The 19,757-nt window shown below is 31.8% G+C and carries 14 protein-coding genes and 2 pseudogenes; 8 read left to right on the top strand and 8 right to left on the bottom strand.

Going from position 1 to position 19,757, the window contains the following annotated elements:
• Nucleotides 1–345 precede the first annotated feature (345 nt).
• The 6 genes and pseudogenes from B3R94_RS14235 to B3R94_RS03040 form a co-directional block, all read right to left on the bottom strand.
• Nucleotides 346–1,159 (bottom strand): annotated as a pseudogene (locus B3R94_RS14235) (IS982 family transposase).
• Nucleotides 1,160–1,576: 417 nt separating this feature from the next.
• Nucleotides 1,577–2,422: pseudogene (locus B3R94_RS03060) on the bottom strand (IS982 family transposase).
• Between the two features lie 506 nt (nt 2,423–2,928).
• On the bottom strand, nt 2,929–3,870 hold the full coding sequence (locus B3R94_RS03055; RefSeq protein ID WP_038337079.1) for a YihY/virulence factor BrkB family protein: 942 nt from the start codon (nt 3,868–3,870) through the stop codon (nt 2,929–2,931).
• Between the two features lie 99 nt (nt 3,871–3,969).
• Nucleotides 3,970–5,574 (bottom strand): pyruvate dehydrogenase complex dihydrolipoamide acetyltransferase, encoded by a 1,605-nt coding sequence (locus B3R94_RS03050; protein ID WP_125349668.1) that lies wholly within the window; start codon nt 5,572–5,574, stop codon nt 3,970–3,972.
• 5 nt (nt 5,575–5,579) lie between these two features.
• The gene (gene pdhA / locus B3R94_RS03045; RefSeq protein WP_125349669.1) at nt 5,580–6,584 is read right to left on the bottom strand and encodes a pyruvate dehydrogenase (acetyl-transferring) E1 component subunit alpha; all 1,005 of its coding nucleotides are present in this window, start codon (nt 6,582–6,584) and stop codon (nt 5,580–5,582) included.
• A 56-nt stretch (nt 6,585–6,640) separates the two neighbouring features.
• Nucleotides 6,641–7,114, bottom strand: coding sequence for a cytidine deaminase (locus tag B3R94_RS03040; RefSeq protein WP_038337075.1), 474 nt, complete (start codon nt 7,112–7,114; stop codon nt 6,641–6,643).
• 107 nt (nt 7,115–7,221) lie between these two features.
• Here B3R94_RS03040 and B3R94_RS03035 point away from each other — a divergent pair, with 107 nt between their 5' ends.
• The gene (locus tag B3R94_RS03035; RefSeq protein ID WP_114999055.1) at nt 7,222–8,748 is read left to right on the top strand and encodes a YifB family Mg chelatase-like AAA ATPase; all 1,527 of its coding nucleotides are present in this window, start codon (nt 7,222–7,224) and stop codon (nt 8,746–8,748) included.
• A 79-nt stretch (nt 8,749–8,827) separates the two neighbouring features.
• Here the strand turns inward: B3R94_RS03035 and B3R94_RS03030 are convergent, their stop codons facing one another.
• Nucleotides 8,828–11,761: a VIT domain-containing protein gene (locus B3R94_RS03030; protein WP_291098567.1), complete on the bottom strand. Its 2,934-nt coding sequence runs from the start codon at nt 11,759–11,761 to the stop codon at nt 8,828–8,830.
• 238 nt (nt 11,762–11,999) lie between these two features.
• On the opposite strand from B3R94_RS03030, the gene B3R94_RS03025 reads away from it, so the two are divergent.
• Nucleotides 12,000–12,173 carry a hypothetical protein gene (locus tag B3R94_RS03025; protein ID WP_280037895.1) on the top strand — a complete coding sequence of 58 codons (174 nt, stop codon included), beginning with the start codon at nt 12,000–12,002 and terminating at the stop codon, nt 12,171–12,173.
• A gap of 67 nt (nt 12,174–12,240) precedes the next feature.
• Here the strand turns inward: B3R94_RS03025 and B3R94_RS03020 are convergent, their stop codons facing one another.
• Nucleotides 12,241–13,215 (bottom strand): PhoH family protein, encoded by a 975-nt coding sequence (locus B3R94_RS03020; RefSeq protein WP_115001971.1) that lies wholly within the window; start codon nt 13,213–13,215, stop codon nt 12,241–12,243.
• Between the two features lie 76 nt (nt 13,216–13,291).
• Here B3R94_RS03020 and B3R94_RS03015 point away from each other — a divergent pair, with 76 nt between their 5' ends.
• The 6 genes from B3R94_RS03015 to B3R94_RS02990 all read left to right on the top strand — a co-directional run.
• Entirely contained in the window at nt 13,292–14,134 is an 843-nt protein-coding gene (locus B3R94_RS03015) for an SAM hydrolase/SAM-dependent halogenase family protein (protein WP_135835240.1), read from the top strand.
• Between the two features lie 40 nt (nt 14,135–14,174).
• Nucleotides 14,175–14,720, top strand: a complete 546-nt coding sequence (locus B3R94_RS03010) for a CopD family protein (RefSeq protein WP_291098564.1) — start codon at nt 14,175–14,177, stop codon at nt 14,718–14,720.
• A 1-nt stretch (nt 14,721) separates the two neighbouring features.
• Nucleotides 14,722–15,450 carry an ABC transporter permease subunit gene (locus B3R94_RS03005; RefSeq protein ID WP_219034141.1) on the top strand — a complete coding sequence of 243 codons (729 nt, stop codon included), beginning with the start codon at nt 14,722–14,724 and terminating at the stop codon, nt 15,448–15,450.
• 4 nt (nt 15,451–15,454) lie between these two features.
• Nucleotides 15,455–17,125, top strand: coding sequence for a gliding motility-associated ABC transporter substrate-binding protein GldG (gene gldG, locus B3R94_RS03000; protein WP_291098562.1), 1,671 nt, complete (start codon nt 15,455–15,457; stop codon nt 17,123–17,125).
• A gap of 489 nt (nt 17,126–17,614) precedes the next feature.
• The gene (locus tag B3R94_RS02995; protein WP_291098559.1) at nt 17,615–18,832 is read left to right on the top strand and encodes a site-specific integrase; all 1,218 of its coding nucleotides are present in this window, start codon (nt 17,615–17,617) and stop codon (nt 18,830–18,832) included.
• A 101-nt stretch (nt 18,833–18,933) separates the two neighbouring features.
• The coding region (locus B3R94_RS02990; RefSeq protein WP_291098556.1) for a hypothetical protein at nt 18,934–19,757 on the top strand (824 nt) is incomplete at its 3' end.

Raw genomic sequence — 19,757 nt, 5'->3', positions numbered from 1 at the left:
TAACAAAATTTATTTTGATAAGTCAATTCTTACTTTCACTCCCAAAACCCTTTCGGAATCGGATTGCAAAGGTAATGCTTATTTCTAAACTCGCAAATTTATTTTTAAATAATTTTTGTCGCTATATAAGTCCTTATGTCAACTACAATACTACTCGTCTTTCGTATTGCGGTTGCAAATATACGCTCACATTATTCGTTTTTCCAAACTCATTTTACAATTATTTTACATTCTTCCCTTAAGTTGCTGGTACGATGGGAAATATTTTTTATTTTTTTTGATTAAAAACGAAAGATCGATAATTTTAGACATAAAGTAGGAGGTTTTTGAGTAACAATTTTCGAGTTAATAGGAGAAGATTGTAGTAATTTTAGCTAGAATTCTGGTTTTAAACCCCTCAAAAGTCTTTATATAATTACGTCTAATCATAAATTAATCGCATAGTTGAGAAAATAAAGTTTCAATTCTTTTTCGGTACTTTTTGAAGAGATAAAACTGAGGTTTATAATCTTTTTGATTGGATCTTTTCGCTGTTTCTAATCAAATATTAGCTTCATTAAATAAGTCAATTTGAATTGTTTGTAACAAATAATCTCTGTCACCAAGTAGTATTCAATATGATAGTTGAGATTTTATATATTTCAAAAAATGAAAATCATGAACAGATGCAGGACTAATATCAATACTCTGGAAAACACCTATTAAAGAACAAACAGCATAAATTTTATAGCCTTAAAAAGACATTTGCTGAGAAGCACAAAAACCTCTATTTAGTGCACTATACTGATATTCCTTTCAAATTTTTAAGCGATTAATTCTTGCTATTTTACACACTTCAAATGGTATACTATCAACGATAAAACAATTTTCAAATTCATTAAATTCTTTCGCTAATTTGAGTTGAATACTATTAATTTTCGCTGATAATCTCCCTTAAGTACTACGATTGTAAATACTTCGCTCAATTTTACACTTAGCACTATAGGAAGATTTCGAAATAAATGATTTTCACTATCAATACCCATAAATTGAGCTGTTAAAACATGATTTATAAATCAAAAAGTTTAGGTCTTCTACGTTGATAAATTAAAAGTGTATCTGTGGATATTTTTAGTAGAACTTCTAATATTCTTTCGCAATTCGAAAGTAAGTTGTTCATTGTAAATATTTTGTATTCAAATTAATTTACTTATTTTCAATTAAATGGACAACTTTATTATTTATTAATCAAATGTATAACAGGTATAAAGCTTTAGTTATAATACGATCTTTGAGTTTAATAATAATTTACAATTTTTAAAATATGTAGCTTTATTTATACTGGAAAATTCAGGGAGATATCCAACCCTCTCAATACTCATATCTAGAAACATAATGTTTACATTTCGATACACGAACACCGAACAAACCATACGGAACGGATATACAATGGATACAGAATGGATACAGCGCGGATACACAACCGATACAGAAAAGTGTCATTTTCGATATACACCGATACAGGATTTTAACACTTTTTAACACACTATTTCTCTAAGCAAAATATAAACATAGGTTTTTTTAACCGTTTTTCACTTTAAATAATTTGAGTTTTTAGATTATTAATATTTCGATTTAAGTGTATTTTAATAATGTACTGATTCAATGTTTGTGCAGTAATTTTAGCTAGAATTCTGGTTTTAAACCCCTCAAAAGTCTTTGCATAATTGCGTATAATCATAAATTAATCACATAGTTGAGAAAAAAAAGTTTCAATTCATTTTTGATATTTTTTGAAGGGACCTTTTCGGTGTTTCTAATTGTATATGAACTTCATTAAATAAATCAATTTGAATTGTTTGTAACAAATAATCTCTATCACCAAGTAGCACTCAATCTGATAGTTGAGATTTTATATCTTTCAAAAAATGAATATCATGAACAGATGCGGGACTAATATCAATACTCTAGAAAACACCTCTTAAAAAACAAACAGCATGAAGTTTATAGCCATAAAAAGACAATTGCTGAGAAGCACTAAAACCTCTATTTGGTGCACAAAACTGATGCTCTTTGCAAAATTTAGAGTGATTAATTCTTGTTATTTCACAAACTTCCAACGGCATAATATCAACGATAAAACAATTTTTAAATTCATTAAATTCTTTCGCTAATTTGAGTCGAATATTATTAATTTGCTCTGATAATCTTCGTTTTCTACGATTGTAAATACTACGCTCAATTTTACAACTTAGCGCTTTAGGAAGATTTCGAAATAAATGATTTTCACTATCAATACCCATAAATTTAGCTGTTAAGACAAGATTTATGAGTTATAAATCAAAAAGTTTAGGTCTTCTACGTTGATAAATTAAAAGTGTATCTGTGGATATTTTCGTAGAACTTATAATATTCTTTCATAATTTGTAAGTAAGTTGTTCATTGTAAATGTTTTGTACTTAAAACAATTTACTGATTTTCAATCAAATGAACAACTTTATTATTTAGTAATCAAAATGCACAACGGGTAAAACTAATATTTTTAATCATAATTTTGATTTAAGTTTTGTAAAAAATCAGCCATATCCTCAATTCGTAATTGCAGCTTACTCCCTACTTTAAGGCAGGATGAAGGCAACATAGTGGCAGTAGAGTGTATACAATACTTTTTTTGGACGGTTGAAAGTTGACAGCAATTCGTCTAAGTTCCCGATACTAAAATCAGAGATTTTCACTCGAACTGACGAAAAGTACAATTGTTTTTCAAGAGTTTTAATTTTGTTGACAGTTCGAGTTGAAAAAAAATGGTGAATCATTACACTCGAGTTTTGTATTTTCACTGTATGAAATGATTAGGCGGTGAATATTTGCTGAATCAAACAAATAGGCAGCGGCTACTTTTGGGTTATGGGCTCGGGAGAGGTTTCGAGAAGCGAAATAAATTAGTAACTAATCTATACTTTCATAATCTTTTTTATCGAGTTGATAATCAATAAACGATACTTTTCTGAGCTTCGCATTTCGTTTTGGAATAATAGGGTAACCTTTGGCTTCGGCAAATACTTTTGTGAATTTTGCGCCGAAATATAGAATTGTTGCAACATAATAAATCCACAACAAAAGAATAACCAACGAACCTGCCGATCCAAAAATGGTAGAATATTTGGAGTTTGCGATATAAATACCAATTAAATATTTTGCAATAAAGAATAGAATCGCCGTAAAAAACGCTCCTACAAAAGCTTGTTTTGCTTTGATACGTGCATCGGGAAGAATCTTGAAGAGAATATAAAATATCAAAATCGAGATTGAAATACTCAATGTATTATTAAGAAGAATAACTGTGGTCTTCGTCATAATGGTATCGAGTTCGAAAAGACTGAAAATTTCTTCTCCAAAACTCATTAATATACTATTTAATATTACTGTTGCTATTAAAACTATTCCTAATGAAAGGATAATCAAAAATGAAAGCCCTCTATTTATTACAAATTTCAACCAAGCTCTACGAGGAACTGCTTCGACACGCCAAATAAGATTGAGACTATCTTGCATATCGGTGAACATTGTTGTAGAACCAAAAATCAAAATTCCGATACCTATATATAAAGCAAGCGAACTATCTCCTGAAATGGTAGAATTTGTAACAAAATTTTGTACAGCTAAAGCGACATCTGGACCAACAATATTTTTAAGCTCATAAAACATTCGGTTTTCGATAGCATCTTTCTTAAAGAATAAACTTGCACTGGAAATTACAATCAGAATTAATGGAGAAAGTGAAAATAATGCGTAATAAGTTAACGAAGCGCTCAATTTCATAATTCGGTCCTCACCAAATTCAACAATTGTCTGTTTTAAAATATTAAAATAGAATTTTAGTTGCTTCATTAAATTAGTTTAGAGATTAAAGATACAAATTCATAAAATCTATAACAAAAAAAAGACCATTCGATGAATGGTCTTTAAAAATATATCTTAAATCTTAGCTTACACTAACATTGTAACAGGATTTTCGATGTACATTCTTAATGTTTGTAAGAATTGTGCACCTGTTGCTCCGTCTACTGTTCTGTGATCACAAGCTAAAGATAATTTCATTGTGTTACCAACTACAACTTGTCCGTCTTTTACAACTGGTTTTTGAATAATTGAACCAACTGATAGGATACAAGAGTTTGGTTGATTGATAATCGATGTGAATGATTCGATTCCAAACATACCTAAGTTTGAAACAGAGAATGTTGATTTTTCCATTTCATCTGCTTTTAATTTGCGATCTCTTGCACGACCTGCATAATCTTTGACCTCAGCAGAAATTTGAGCAAATGATTTTTGATCTGTATTTTTAACAACAGGAACCAATAAACCATCTTCTACAGCAACTGCCACACCGATATTGATATCTCCATGTTGAATAATTTCTGTATCTGTCCAAGTAGAATTAACAGCTGGATGTTTGCGTAAAGCCATTGCACATGCTTTCACAATCATATCGTTGAATGAAATTTTCGTATCAGGCACTGAGTTTAATTGTTTGCGCGCAGCAATCGCATTATCCATATCCAACTCTACATTTAAGTAATAATGAGGAGCTGTAAATTTAGATTCAGCCAAACGTTTAGCGATAACTTTTCTCATTTGAGAATTTGGAATCACTTTATCTTCTCCAGAAACAAAAGTTTGAGCTGGTTTAACTGATTCAGATTTTGCTTCCGCTTTTGGTTGAGCAGATGGTTGATAATTTTCGATATCTTTTTTCACGATACGTCCATTATCACCAGAACCTTTCACCTCTGCTAAATTAATTCCTTTATCTTTTGCAATTGTTTTTGCTAATGGCGATGCAAAAATACGATCAGAAGAAGAAGTTTCTTCAACCTTATTATTTACATCTAATTGTACAACTACTGGTTTTTCGTCATCAACAACTTCTGTAGAAACTGCTGGTGCAGCAACTTTACCTCCGTTTGCTACAATTGCAGAAACGTCAGTACCAGCTTCACCAATAATTGCTAAAACAGAATCTACTGGTGCAGGCTCGTTCACTTTAGCTCCTTGATATAATAAAACACCATCAAATTCTGATTCGAATTCTTGCACTGCTTTATCTGTTTCAATTTCTGCTAAAATATCACCTTCCGCAACTTGATCTCCAACATTTTTGTGCCAAACAACTACAGTTCCTTCTTCCATTGTATCAGAAAGACGAGGCATTGTAATTACTTCCACATTTGCAGGAATTTCTGCAACAGGTTTTGCTTCTTCTGTTTTTGTTTCGCTGGGAGTTGATTTTTCTTCTTTAACTTCAGTCGTAACTTTTGCTCCACCCCCGATTAAACCTGAAATATCTTCTCCTTCATTTCCGATGATTGCTAAAACTTCATCAACATTTGTTGACACTCCTTCTGCAACACCTTGATATAATAATACTCCATCAAATTCTGATTCGAATTCTTGGATTGCTTTATCTGTTTCGATTTCTGCTAAGATATCACCCTCAGCAATTTTATCTCCTACATTTTTGTGCCATTTTACAACAGTTCCTTCTTCCATTGTATCGCTTAAGCGAGGCATTGTAATAATTTCTGCCATGGTTTTTAGTTGTTTTCGATTTTATCTAAGAATGGATAATTTTCTTCTGAATAGATATAATCATACATTACGTGTTCTTCTGGATAGTTAGAGTTTTCTGCAAATTCTGCACATTCTTCTACCATCACTTTTACTTCATCAATAATTGCATCTAATTGTTCTTTAGTTGCCCAATTGTTTACTAAGATATGATTCTCAACATTCAAGATTGGATCTTCTTGTTTGTACTCTTCCACCTCTTCTTTTGTACGATAAGGCTCAGCATCAGACATAGAGTGACCTCTATAACGATATGTACGTACATCTAAGAAAGTTGGTCCATCTCCACGACGCGCTCTTTCAATAGCTTCGTAAGCTGCTTCTGCAACTTTTACAGGATCCATACCATCTACAGGCATACAAGGCATTTCGTATCCTAAACCTAATTTCCAAATATCTTCGTGGTTAGCAGTACGAGAAACAGAAGTTCCCATAGCGTATTGATTGTTTTCGCAAACAAAAACAACTGGTAATTTCCAGTTCATCGCCATGTTAAATGTTTCATGTAATGTACCTTGACGAGTTGCGCCATCTCCCATTAAACAGATTGTAACACCATCGCGATTAAAGAATTTATCACCAAAAGCAATTCCTGCTCCTAATGGAATTTGTCCACCAACGATTCCGTGTCCACCATAAAAATTATGTTCTTTACTGAAAACGTGCATAGATCCTCCTAAACCATGAGAAGTTCCTGTTTCTTTACCACATAATTCAGCCAAAATACGTTTTGGATCTACACCCAAAGCCATAGGCCAAACGTGACAACGATAAGCAGTAATCACATGATCTACACCAGGTTTCATTGCATGAATAAAACCGGCTGGTAAAGCTTCTTGACCATTGTATAAATGTAAGAAACCTCTAATTTTTTGCTTTAAATATAATGAACGACACTTATCTTCGAAGCGACGCCAAAAAGTCATATCACGATACCATTGTAGGTACGTTTCTTGCGTTAATTTTTCCATAATTGCACAATTCCGTTGGAACAAATTTAAACTAATCTATTTAGTGTACAAAATTGCTACCCTAAAAATTCGTCAGTAAAATGTAATGGAAGCAAATCTTTAGCAGAATTTATCACCAAAACATCACCTTCTTTTCCAGATAAAATAATTTCGATTGGTTGCGATTGTTTCTTTTCAATCTCTAAAATATATTGTCGACACATCCCGCATGGAGGCAATGGATAATTGACATTTGGCGTAGAAACAGCCAATTTTTCAATCTTAATATTTGGGAAGTTTGCATTTACATAAGCCAATAAACCTCTTTCGGCACAAGTTCCGACTGGATACGAAGCATTTTCTTGATTTGAACTCGAAAAAATTTCTCCATTTTCTAATTGAACAGATGCACCAACATTGAAATTAGAATAAGGCGCATATGCATTCAACGAAATATCATAAGCCTCTTCTACTACTTTTTTTTGTTCTGCTGCAAGCTCAGATTTACTCTCGAATCGTTCAAATTCAAAAGAATATTTTTCTTTTTTCATATAGAATTTACACCAAAGTGTATTATTTAATTAATTATTAAATACTTAAATCCTCTCAGCTATTTTATTCAATAGAAAAAGGAAGTAAATTTATAAAAAAATATTTTATGTTAGTGAAAATTTTTGCAAGTGCTATTTTCGGAGTTTCCGCAAAAACAATTATTGTGGAAGTTAATATTGATCAAGGTGTCGGGTATCATTTGGTTGGTTTGCCCGATAGCGCAATAAAAGAAAGTAATTTTAGGATAAATGCTGCACTAAAAAATTCTAATTTGAAATTACCTGGTAAAAAAATCACGATTAATATGGCGCCAGCAGATTTACAAAAAGAAGGTTCTGCCTATGATTTACCAATCGCAATTGGAATTTTAGCAGCTTCGGAGCAAGTAAATTCTGAACAACTCCATAAATTTATAATGATGGGCGAATTATCGCTAGATGGTTCACTTCGACCTATAAAAGGTGCATTGCCGATTGCAATACAAGCAAAAGAAGAAGGTTTCGAAGGAATTATTTTACCCAAACAAAATGCAGACGAAGCAGCTGTTGTAGAAGGAATCGATGTTTTTGCGGTTAATAACATCAGAGAAGTTGTTGATTATTTTAACGAAGAAATCATTTTACAACCTCATCAAGTTAATTTAGATGATTATTTTTTTAGTGAAATGAATAATTATCCTTTCGATTTTGCTGATGTAAAAGGTCAAGAAAATGTAAAACGTGCGATGGAAATCGCTGCTGCAGGAGGACATAACATTATTTTGATCGGTCCTCCAGGAAGTGGAAAAACAATGTTAGCCAAACGAATTGCTTCAATTCTTCCGAAAATGACCGTACAAGAAGCGCTCGAAACAACAAAAATTCATAGCGTTGCTGGAAAATTATCTAACAAATCATTAATTGTAAGTCGTCCTTTTTCTAGTCCACATCATTCTATATCGGATGTCGCCTTAGTCGGCGGTGGTTCTTATCCACAACCTGGAGAAATTTCTTTGGCGCATAATGGTGTTTTGTTTTTGGATGAATTACCCGAATTTAAGCGAACTGTTTTAGAAGTTATGCGTCAACCTTTGGAAGATCGAGAAGTCACAATTTCGAGGGCAAAATTCACTGTGAATTATCCTGCGAGTTTTATGTTAGTAGCTTCTATGAATCCAAGTCCGAGCGGTTATTTTATGGATGATCCAAACAACACTTCCTCTTTAGCGGAAATGCAACGTTATATGAATAAAATTTCTGGACCACTTTTGGACCGAATTGATTTACATATCGAAGTGAATCCTGTTCCGTTTGATGATTTGTCGCAAGAACGTCGTGGCGAAAAAAGTGCTGTGATTCGTGAACGTGTCATTAATGCAAGAAATATCCAGACCAAACGATTTGAAAATACAAAAGTCCATTACAACTCGCAAATGGGACCAAAAGAGTTGGATACTTTTTGTGATTTAGATGATCATTCGAAGCATTTAATCAAAGTTGTTATGGAAAAATTAAATCTTTCTGCTCGTGCGTATGATCGAATTATTAGGGTTGGACGAACAATTGCAGATTTAGATAATTCTGAAACTATTCTTTCAAAACATATTAGTGAAGCTATTCAGTATAGAAGTTTGGATCGAAATCAGTGGATGTGAGTTTAATTATTAATGATGAATGATGAATTATGCGTTATGCAAAAAAAAGGAATCTCTTTCAAGATTCCTTTTCCATTTACTAAAATTCAAATTCACCAACCAAAATTCCTTCGCCGCCAGAATTTGGCTTGTTATTCTGGAAAGTAATCATTTTCTTCACTTGTTTTCCTGAGCTATACATCAAGTAAATCTCTGCCGAAATAGTTGTTGGCCCTGAAATACTCATTTGTCTTTCTCCGAAAAAATTCGTTTCTATTTTATATTTTCCTTTGATCGCTTTTTTTAACATAAATTGTTCTGGTCCGAAACCTTGCGTCACATCCTCACTCATTCGTCCACCAATCGCAGTTGTACGATGTCCGTAAAAACATTTCTCGCCATTTGGATCCGTCACCCACAAATCAATATCGGTCATATCTTTATTCCAATTCATCACCACACGAATATCAACCGGAATATCAACAATGATATCTTTATTAATTTTCGATAAATTCAATTCTTTTCGATGAAGCGAAATCAAATTATTAACTTCAGGAACAATAATCTCCGTAATATCTCGATCACGATTGGCAATTTCTACTGAATAATCATTCGTTAATACTTTATACAGATATTCTAAAGCCGATTGATATTGCTCATTGTCTTGTAACGCCAAGGCATAATCACGATAACTTTGTGCATCAAAAGGTCGCCAATCCAAGACTTTTTTTGTGATAAATAATTCGGTTTGATATTCTTCAATTTCTTTCAATTTGTATGCTAACATTTTATACAATTCTGCATCTTCTAAACCTAGATCTGCAATCGAGCTTAAAATTTTAAGACCAGTTTCTTTTTCTTTTTTCTGAAAGAAAAATGTTGCCACATCAAAATAATAAGCAGGCGTTTCGGCATAATCTTTTCTCAAATCTAAATAAGTTTGATATGGATTTTTAGACGCTTCTATCAACTTCATGTATTCTTTATCCGATTTTACATTGACTATTTTAATTTCCGGAACCGAAGCAGATGTTTCATCCTTCATTTTTTTATCTGCAACAAAATTAGCCGAAGCATAACCTAAACTTCTCGATTCTCTTCTCACTCCATTTGCTGTAACTACCATAGCTTGTTCTGCACTAGATTCCATCTCCATTACAGCTGTTGTTCTAGGCTCTGGCATTACCATATTCACTTGTACAGTCTCTTCTAAATAAGTTGTAGAATCCCCAACAGGTTTTGGATATTTTGGTTTTATATATTTAAAATCTTTCTTCCACCATTCTTTCAATTCCTTTGCTTTCGCAATTGCATTTTTCAACAAATCAGCTTTTCGAGTTTCATTTTGTTCAAAACCTTGTTTCGATAATTTATTAAATTCACTTTGCAATTCCGCTGGTGGATTGATTTTATACTTTACATAATCCGAAACATTTTCTAAAACAATCAAACTTGTGTTCGATGTTACAATCGAAAATTGTTTCCCAATTTCTTCTATCTCTGTTTTATTTTGCTCTGGATTCAATTCCAAATAATTCACTTTACTTTGCGCCCAAATTTTACTAATTTCAGGATTTTGTGTTGCTTTACTCAAATCCAATTCTTTGTTGAATTCCACTTTTCCGTTTCGTCCAAACATCATCGTTAATTTTGCATTAGGATACTGAGAAATTCCCGCAATCGAAATTCCATTGTTCACATCATTTGTCGAAATTGGATAAACTTCTCCCGCTGTATTATTGATAATTCCTAAGAATTGAACCGAACTTTCATTGATTTGTTTGAACGCATTTTCTACAGAATTTTCATTTAGATTGATAAATTTTCCTCCAACTTTTTGCGCAATCATTTTCAAAACACCATAATTGGAAGTCGGCGAAGACGCAATTGTATAGAAAGGTTTATCGATATTAAATATATTCGAACCAAAAGATGAAATTCCGTCCGAAAACAAAAGATATTCGTCTGCTTTCAGACTTGCTGGAAGAATTTTCGCATAATTTGTTCCTCCATCATACGTCACATTTTCCAAATATTTTTTCAATTCTGACCAATCACCATTTTTAATTTGAAAAAATCTCGATTTTTCCAAAGAAAAATTCAATAACGAAACTTCAATATTTAGATTTTTTTGTTGAGAAATAATTTTATCTAAAAATTCTAACTCTTTTTGATGATTTCGTTTCAAACCACTCAACGAATTATCCCAGATAATTCCAATATTTTTTGACCAAACTTTTGGTTGAGATTTTGCATCAACCAATAAATTCGCATAAAAATAAACCGAACCATCTACATTTTTCTGAACAAAAGATTCTACATTATTCGGCGATTTCGGAAGATTAATAATCAATGATTTTTTAGGTGTAAAATCTGTTTTCGACAAATTTGCTTCATATATATTACTATTTTCCGAAAAATTGAACGAACCATCTGGCGTTTCAATCAATTGTGGTTTTCCAGCAGCATTGTACACTTTTGTTGTCAAATTAAACTTCGCAATTTTTTTCGAAGAATCTAACGGCAAATGATATTGATACGACGATTTATCCAATTTTAATTCTTGGTAATACGATAACTGAATCGTACGTGAACCTTTTGCTGGAATCGGAGAAATACGAGTTCGAAAATTATTTCCTTCTACTTTTTCGATGATTCCAGGGTCGATATTTTGCTTCTGAATACTTTCGAAAACCTCAACCGCACGCACTTTTGTAACAGGAACTGCATTTCGCAATTTTCCATTAATATCAATTGCATATCCACTAACAGTCGTGTTTTCGGGCAAAGGGAAAACTAAATTCCCTTCAAGATTTCGACTTGATGAATTTGTAAAAACTAAAGTTGTTGTCGTTTTGGCCAAATTTCCAAAAATCTCAACTTGCACATTCATCGATTGCAAACTCACAGAATTTTCGTCTGGGCGTTCACCAATTTCGATACGCGGAAATCCGATTCGAATATCTTGCGCATTTATTTTTGTAGAAAAAAACATTCCAACAAAAACAAAGAAAAAAGAAAATAACTTTTTCATATTGTTTGATTTGTAAGTTAGATGCAACAAATTACAAAAAGGTTGGTTGATGTGAAAAAGTTTTAAGTGTTGAGTTGTTAGTTATAAGTTTATTTCAGATTTCCCCTTTTGTCAGAATCACATTTACTTGATTCGCATTATCAAAATTATCTTTCTGAACTTGATTTTAGAATCGAATATTTTTTTACAAAATCAGAAATAAATCATTATATTTGATTGAATTACAATTTATAATAAAATGAAAAATATATTATATATAACGGGATTAGTTTTAATATTAACTTCAATTTTATTAATCTTAGAATTTTCTGATTCTAATAGAATGAGCTTAATTGCAGGAATGATTTTGCCAATAGGATTAGTATTTAACATTTTAGGTTTTACTTTAAAAACTAATCCACTAAAAGAATAATTTAATATTCTGCCATAAATATTAAATCGAAAAGCCAATTGCTCTTAGAAACAATTGGCTTTTTGATTTATTTTTTAATATCTATTTTCTCTCGCTCTTTATCTTCACTCACTTTGTAAGCTTTCAAGACTTCGCGAACAATTTTGTGTCGAACAACATCTTTATCATCCAAATAAATAAATCCGATATCTTTTACATCTTTCAATATATTAATCGCTTCACGTAAACCAGATTTTTGTTTTGGTGGTAAATCGACCTGACCAGGATCTCCTGTGATAATAAACTTAGAATTTTTTCCCATACGCGTCAAAAACATTTTCATCTGAGCATAGGTTGTGTTTTGCGCTTCATCAAGAATTACAAAAGCTCCGTCCAATGTTCGACCACGCATAAATGCTAAAGGCGCTACTTCTATCACTCCTTTTTCGGTATAAGACGAAAGTTTCTCGAACGGAATCATATCTTTCAACGCATCATACAAAGGTTGTAAATATGGATCTAATTTATCTTTCATATCACCTGGTAAAAAACCTAAATTCTCGCCAGCTTCTACGGCAGGACGTGTCATAATAATTCGGCGAACTTCTTTGTTCTTTAACGCTTGTACCGCCAACGCAACAGCAGTATAAGTTTTTCCCGTTCCAGCAGGCCCAATTGCAAACACCATGTCTTTGTTGTAAACAGTTTGTACCAGCTTTTGTTGATTAGGCGTTTGAGGTTTGATGATTTTACCATTTACACCGTGTACAATAATTTCGTCTTCTTTTTTTATTTGAAGCATTTCATTATTATCTTCGGTCATAATGATTTCGAGTTCGCGATCAGATAGTCGATTGTATTTGTGAATATGCTGAATTACTCGTTGCATTTTTTGGTCAAATACTTTCAGAACATCTTCATTTCCAAATACTGTTAACTCTCTTCCGCGAGCAACAATCTTTAATTTTGGATAATATTCTTTGATTCTTTTTAGATGTTCATTATTAGCACCATAAAAATCTTGAGCATTAATTTCGGCTAATTCAATATTAATTTCTGTCAAATGAGATTGTTTTTTTGGTTCACTTACACAAAAATAAAGAATAATAAACAATATATTTGCTAATTATTAGAGAATAGTGGCAATTATTACATTAACATCGGATTTTGGAGTCAAAGATTACTTTGTTTCTAGCGTTAAAGGCGCAATTCTAAAAGAATTGGCCGATGTTACAATTGTAGATATTTCGCATCATGTTAATCCTTATGATTTATCTGAAGCTGCCTATATCATTCGTAATTCTTACGAAGAATTTCCCGAAGGAACTATACATATTATTGGAATTAATGCCTTAAGTACACCTTATCAGAAGCCGATTTGTGCATTAATCAATCATCATTATTTTATTTGTGCAGATAATGGAATTTTATCCTTGATTTGCCAAAAAAATCAACCAGAAGAAATTTACGAAATCACTGCTTATCCAGAAGGAATAGACAGTTTATTTCCAATGAAAAATTGTTTTGTACCAGTTGCATGTCACTTGGCGCGCGGCGGAGTTCCTGCTCTTTTAGGGAACAAACGTACCGAAATGAAGCAATTGAATGAGTTGAAACCAATTTATCGCGATGATAAATATATCATAGGAAATGTGATTTATATTGATCATTTTGGAAATGTTGTGAGTAATATTTCGAAAGATTTTTTCGATGAAATTGCACAAGACAGAAAATATAAAATTTTGCTTCGTCAGAAAGATTTCTCGATGACCGATATTACTGTTATTTATGAGCATTACAACGAAGTTGTACAAGATTTTAACAAAGAAGTGCAAGCTTTTGGACGAACATTGTGTTTGTTTAATTCGGCAGGATTTTTAGAAGTTACTTTATACAAGAGTAATCCAACAATATCAGGAGGTGCAAATCAGTTAATGGGATTAAAGAAAAACGATACAATTACAATTGAATTTGAAAATTAACGCTGAGAAAATTTAGTATTAGAGAGTTTACAATAACTATATGACTTATAATTATTTAATATACAAAGCAATACACGTTATCTTCGTGGTAAGTTACTTTGCTGGTTTATTTTACATTGTTCGTTTGATGATTTATCATACAGAAACGCAACAAATGGAAGAACCAAAAAAATCAATTTTGCAGGATCAATATACCTACATGGAGAAAAAATTATGGAATGTAATTACCGCTCCTGCCTTGGTTATTTTGATTATTATGGGAATCAATATGCTTTTTAAAAGACCTTTTCTATTAGAACATCCTTGGATGAAAAGCAAATTGGGAATGATAAGTGTTTTATTAATTTATCATTTTTGGTGCTGGCGAACGTTGAAACAAATCCAAAATAAAGTTTTCAAATACACTTCTGTTCAATTGCGAATGATGAACGAATTGGCGACTATTTTATTATTTGTTATCGTGTTTGCTGTGATTCAAAAAACAGATTTTGGTCAAAATTGGTATTGGTCGATTGTCAGTTTCTTTGGTTGTGGTATACTACTTATGCTTATTGTGCGTTTAATTAATCGTAATAATAAAAAATAACATGTGGACAATCTTCAAAAAAGAGTTTTCCAATTTTTATTTAGGCTTCAACGCTTATTTAGCAACCGCAACATTTGTTATCGTTTCGGTTTTGTTCCTTTGGTTTTTTGATAACGAATTCAATGTTTTCAATACTGGAAATGCTTCTTTAAGTAGTTTTTTCTTTGTTGGACCTTGGATTTTTCTATTCATGATTCCAGCTTTAACGATGAAATTAATCGCAGAAGAGCAAGCAAACGGAACACTATTGTGGTTATTCACACTACCTATAAAAAATAACCAAATTATTTGGGGCAAATATTTAGCAGTCGTTTCAGTTGTTGTTTTTTGTTTACTTTCAACTTTCTTGTTCACTATTACGTTGCAAGAATTTTTGATGCCCGAACAAGAATTAGATTACGGAACAATTTTTTCTGGTTATTTAGGACTTTTCTTTCTAGGAAGTTTATTCGCCGCAATTGGTTTATTTACTTCATCTATTACCAAAAATCAAGTAATGGCTTATGTTTTGGCGGTTTTCTTTTGCTTCATTATTTTTTATGGATTCGAAAGTTTAGCGTCATATAATTTACTTGGTTCGATGGATTTCTATGTTCAAAAAATTGGAAGTTTTACACATTACAACCAGTTTTTGAAAGGAATTATTGACACACGAGATTTACTTTACTTTTTGATTTTGATTGGAATCTTGAATCAAATTTCAATTGTTAATCTTGAAAATAAAAAATAGTGCCATGAAAAAATTAAACAAAAAACATCTAATTACTTTCATCGCATTTATCGCGCTTTTTATCATTGCTCAATTTTTTTATACGCGAATTGACATGACAAAAGACAAACGTTTTACGTTAACTTCTACAACCGAAAAGTTAGTAGAAAATGTAAAACAACCGCTTAAAATTGAAATTCTTTTGGGTGGAGATTTAACGGGCGATTACAGAATTTTGAAGAACGAAATTCAATTTTTATTAGACGAACTTCGCGAAAAAAATAGTAATATTTCTTATTCTTTTGTTGATCCTGTAGATTTAGGACAAGCCGAATTAGAGCAAAATAAATTAGCTCCAGTTCCAATTAAAACAGACAAAGGAATTTTGAATGTTTATCCGTATGCAAAATTAACTTACGGTGACAAATCGACTAATATGGAGGTTTTAGTGAATGACCCTTCTACTCCATTTGAAAAATTAGCATTAGCATCTACTGAAAAATTAGAATATTTATTTGCCGAAAAAATTCAGAAAGCAACCAATTTTGAGCGCAAAAGAGTTGGTTTTATCGTTCATCATGACGAATTACCAGAAGTAAATATTCAAGGATTAGGTTCTGCTTTGTCAGAAAAATATGATGTTGAGATCTACCTTAATCCAATAGCAAACAAATCGTTTACTTTACAACCTTCTGATTTGGATAGTTTGAAACGTTTTGACGCCTTAATTATCGCAAAACCTACATTACCTTTTTCTGATATGGATAAATTGGTTTTGGATCAATATATCATGAATGGTGGAAAAATGATGATGGCTGTGGAAACTGTCGATGCTGAAATGGATTCTATTTTCCGAAGTGGAAAAATCGTTGCTTTTCCAAGAGATTTGAAGTTAAATGATTTCTTATTCAATTATGGTGTTCGTATTCATCCAGCTGTTATCAAGGATATGAATGGGGCGCAAATTGTTTTGGCTGATGGTGAAACTGCAGGAAATACAAGTTACAATTATTACAATTGGCCTTATTTTGAATTAGGAATTAAAGGTGAAGAAAACCCAATTACAAGTTCGATCGATCATGTTTTATTTCAATTTGCGAATCCAATCGAGTTATTAAAAAATCCAAATATTAAACAAACCGTTTTGTTGAGTTCTTCTGAACAAACAAGTTTGAAACCTGCTTTAAATTATATTCAATTAAACGAAGTCGAAATCGAAAATCCTGAAGAATATAAAATGGGTAAAATTCCGATGGCAGTTTTATTAGAAGGGAATTTCAATTCGGCTTATGCTTCGCGTTACGAACGTAAAGAATTTCCGAATTTCAAACCGAAAACTACCGATGGTAAAATGATTGTCATTTCGGATGGAGATGTTTTGAAAAATGCTTTGTGGAGAGGAATTCCGATGCAATTAGGTGAAAATAAATTTTCGGTTCGACCAGATAATCCAGATGGAAAACCGAAAACATACGCTAACCAAACATTTGTAATGAATGCGATGGATTATTTATTAGGCGATTCTGATTTCTTGGCTTTACGTAATCGTAAATTAGAGATTCCGTTGCTAAGTGAAACGACTGTTTTACAAGAAAAATCTACTTGGCAAATGATCAATCTTTTAGTCCCAACGACAATAATTATTGCATTAGCAGGAACTGGATTTTGGCTTAGAAAAAAGAGATATAGTAAATAGATTGACTATTTTAAATTGACGATATACGATTCATTCCATCAATAATATTAAAATAAAATAATTTAATACACTTATTAGAGTCTTATTTTTAAAAATGTATACTTTCTAAGCTCTAAATAAGCAATTTATCCGATAATTTGTTTATTTTTAGTGATTACATTTAAACTAGACTTAATGCGGGCTATCTCTACATATTTTTACTTAATACTATTATTATTTGGAATTAATTTTTCATTTGGACAATACTATGATATCCAAAAACTAAAATCTGTTGAACGATTTTTCTCTAAATTGCCTATTTATAAGGGTTTAACGATTGTTAAAGTTTCAATTTGAAGTACTCTAACGCATTGAAATCCTTGATTTGTTGTACCAATTGTTGTACCTTAGAATCACGTTACATTCGTTTGCATCAGCAAGTTACAAAAATATTTCACTTGTTTGCATTCGTTTAGAAAAGTAGATTTTTAACCCATAATACAATTTCCAATGGCTTCAATCAAATTAGTACTTCGCACCAACCAAGAAGATAAAACAGGACATAGTCCATTGTATATACGTTTAATCAAGGATCGTAAAACAAAGTTTATTGCAACTGGAGTAAAGTTGAAAGAAAACGAATGGGATGATGTTAAACAAAAAGTAAAACGTAATTATCCCAACTCTACGAGAATGAATGCTTTCTTAGCACAAAAGATTGCAGATGCAGAAGCTATGGTTGCAGACAATGAGCGTAAGCGTGGAAATATCTCCGCTAAGCGATTAAAAGAAGCCATCAAAGGAAAAGATATCAAAAACTTTTTTGAGTACTCTTATGAGCGTTGTGAGCGTATCAAAGGAAGTGTATCTCCAAGAACATATAAGAATTACAAAAACTATGTAAAGAAATTCGAAGAGTTTCTCGGACATAATGAAGTCTATTTTGATGACATTACCGTAACTACTTTAAATGATTACGTGAATTACCTAAGCAATAAACTAAAAAACGGAAATACTACAATTAGTTATTCATTGAACATTTTAGCGATTATGTTTAAAGATGCCATTCGTGAAGAAATCATCAGTTTAAATACCTATCCATTTGCGAGTGTACGAATCAAAAAAGACAAGAGTACAAGATTGTTTTTAAACAAAGAACAAATAGAGCAGCTAAAAAATCACAAGAGTTCATTTGGTCAAACTGATACGTATTTCAGAGATATGTTTATTTTCAGTTGTTATGCCGGAGGGTTACGTTTCAGTGATGTCGTTACCTTACAATGGAAAAACTACGATGAAAACGAACAACGTATCAGATTAAACATTCGTAAAACTAAACGTTCACATCAATTTAAAGTAGGTCAATCGGCTTTAGAGATATTAAACAAATACCGAAAAGAAACTTCCGAAGCAGACGATTTTATTTTTCCAATCATTTCAGAAGCTAATTTCTTCGAACAATCCAACGAATACCAACTAAAAGTAATAGGTAGTAAAAATGTTTTATGTGGTCAGAAATTGCGTAGAATGGGTAAAGAATTAGAATTTCCATTCTCATTATCTTTTCATTTAAGCCGACATACATTTGCAACCCAAGCATTAGCTAACGGTATGCGTATTGAGTATGTATCAAAACTTTTAGATCACTCGGATATTGGAACAACTCAAATCTATGCTAAAATAGTAAACGAAGAATTAGACAAAGCTGTAGAGCAATTCATTGAATAATAAAGAAATAGAATTTTTAAACGACACCTATTGTCATTGTAAAGTGTTAATTTACATCTAATTACTTTAAAAGATGTTTAACAACTAAAACTTAACCTACGATGGCGTATCTGATTAAAGAAGCTGTACAATTTAAAGAATGTACACACGTTGCTTTACACAACGTAAAGTCGGAAGAATTTGATATTATAGAGGTTCAACCTCTTACAAATGACGGTTATTGTCAAGCATTGATTGACAAAGTATTTGAGATTTCTCATTCTGAAATTGCTGATTTTATCAAACATCAACTCTTGTATGTAAAAGATAAGCTGCATTGGATCAATAAGTTTGAAAAGTTAGTTTCAGTAAATGAATCATTATTTAAGAAACAAAGGAATAAAACTAAATTAATCAAGATTATTTCTTCAGCAGATTTAATCCGCTCAACTTTAATCAAACCAACTACGATTAAAGACGAAGATAGACCTGCACCAAGATATGTCAATGCAGATTCAGAAGAACGTTATTTTTCTTTTTATAAAACGCAGAAAGTTTTTGAACAAATTGAAGATTTTTGCGATCAAATCATTTTCTTAACCAATGAGAAATACGAATATGAACAAGCCAATATTCATTTTATCAATCCAAAACTTCCAGAATATTCAGAACAATGCACCAAGAAAATTGAGCAATTACTACACATCAGAAGATTAAAGGAAGAATTGCAAGTAGTTAAGGAAGAAAAATGCAATTACAATAAATTACAATTCAACGGAAACGTCAATCAGTTGGTTGATGTTTTTTACCAATTATCCAGAGAGTTGTTTGTCAATGGAAGATCTTATTTAGATGGAAATGTAAACGATATCGCTAAAATGATTGCCTATTCTTTTGTAGACAAAGACGGAAACAATCTAAGTATTACCCGTAGTGCATTTGTATT

It is taken from the genome of Empedobacter sp. UBA7611, from assembly GCF_002484365.1.
GTDB classification, from domain to species: Bacteria; Bacteroidota; Bacteroidia; order Flavobacteriales; family Weeksellaceae; genus Empedobacter; species Empedobacter falsenii_B.
Note: the sequence above shows the minus strand (reverse complement) of the source record. Positions and strands in the feature narration are given on the sequence as shown.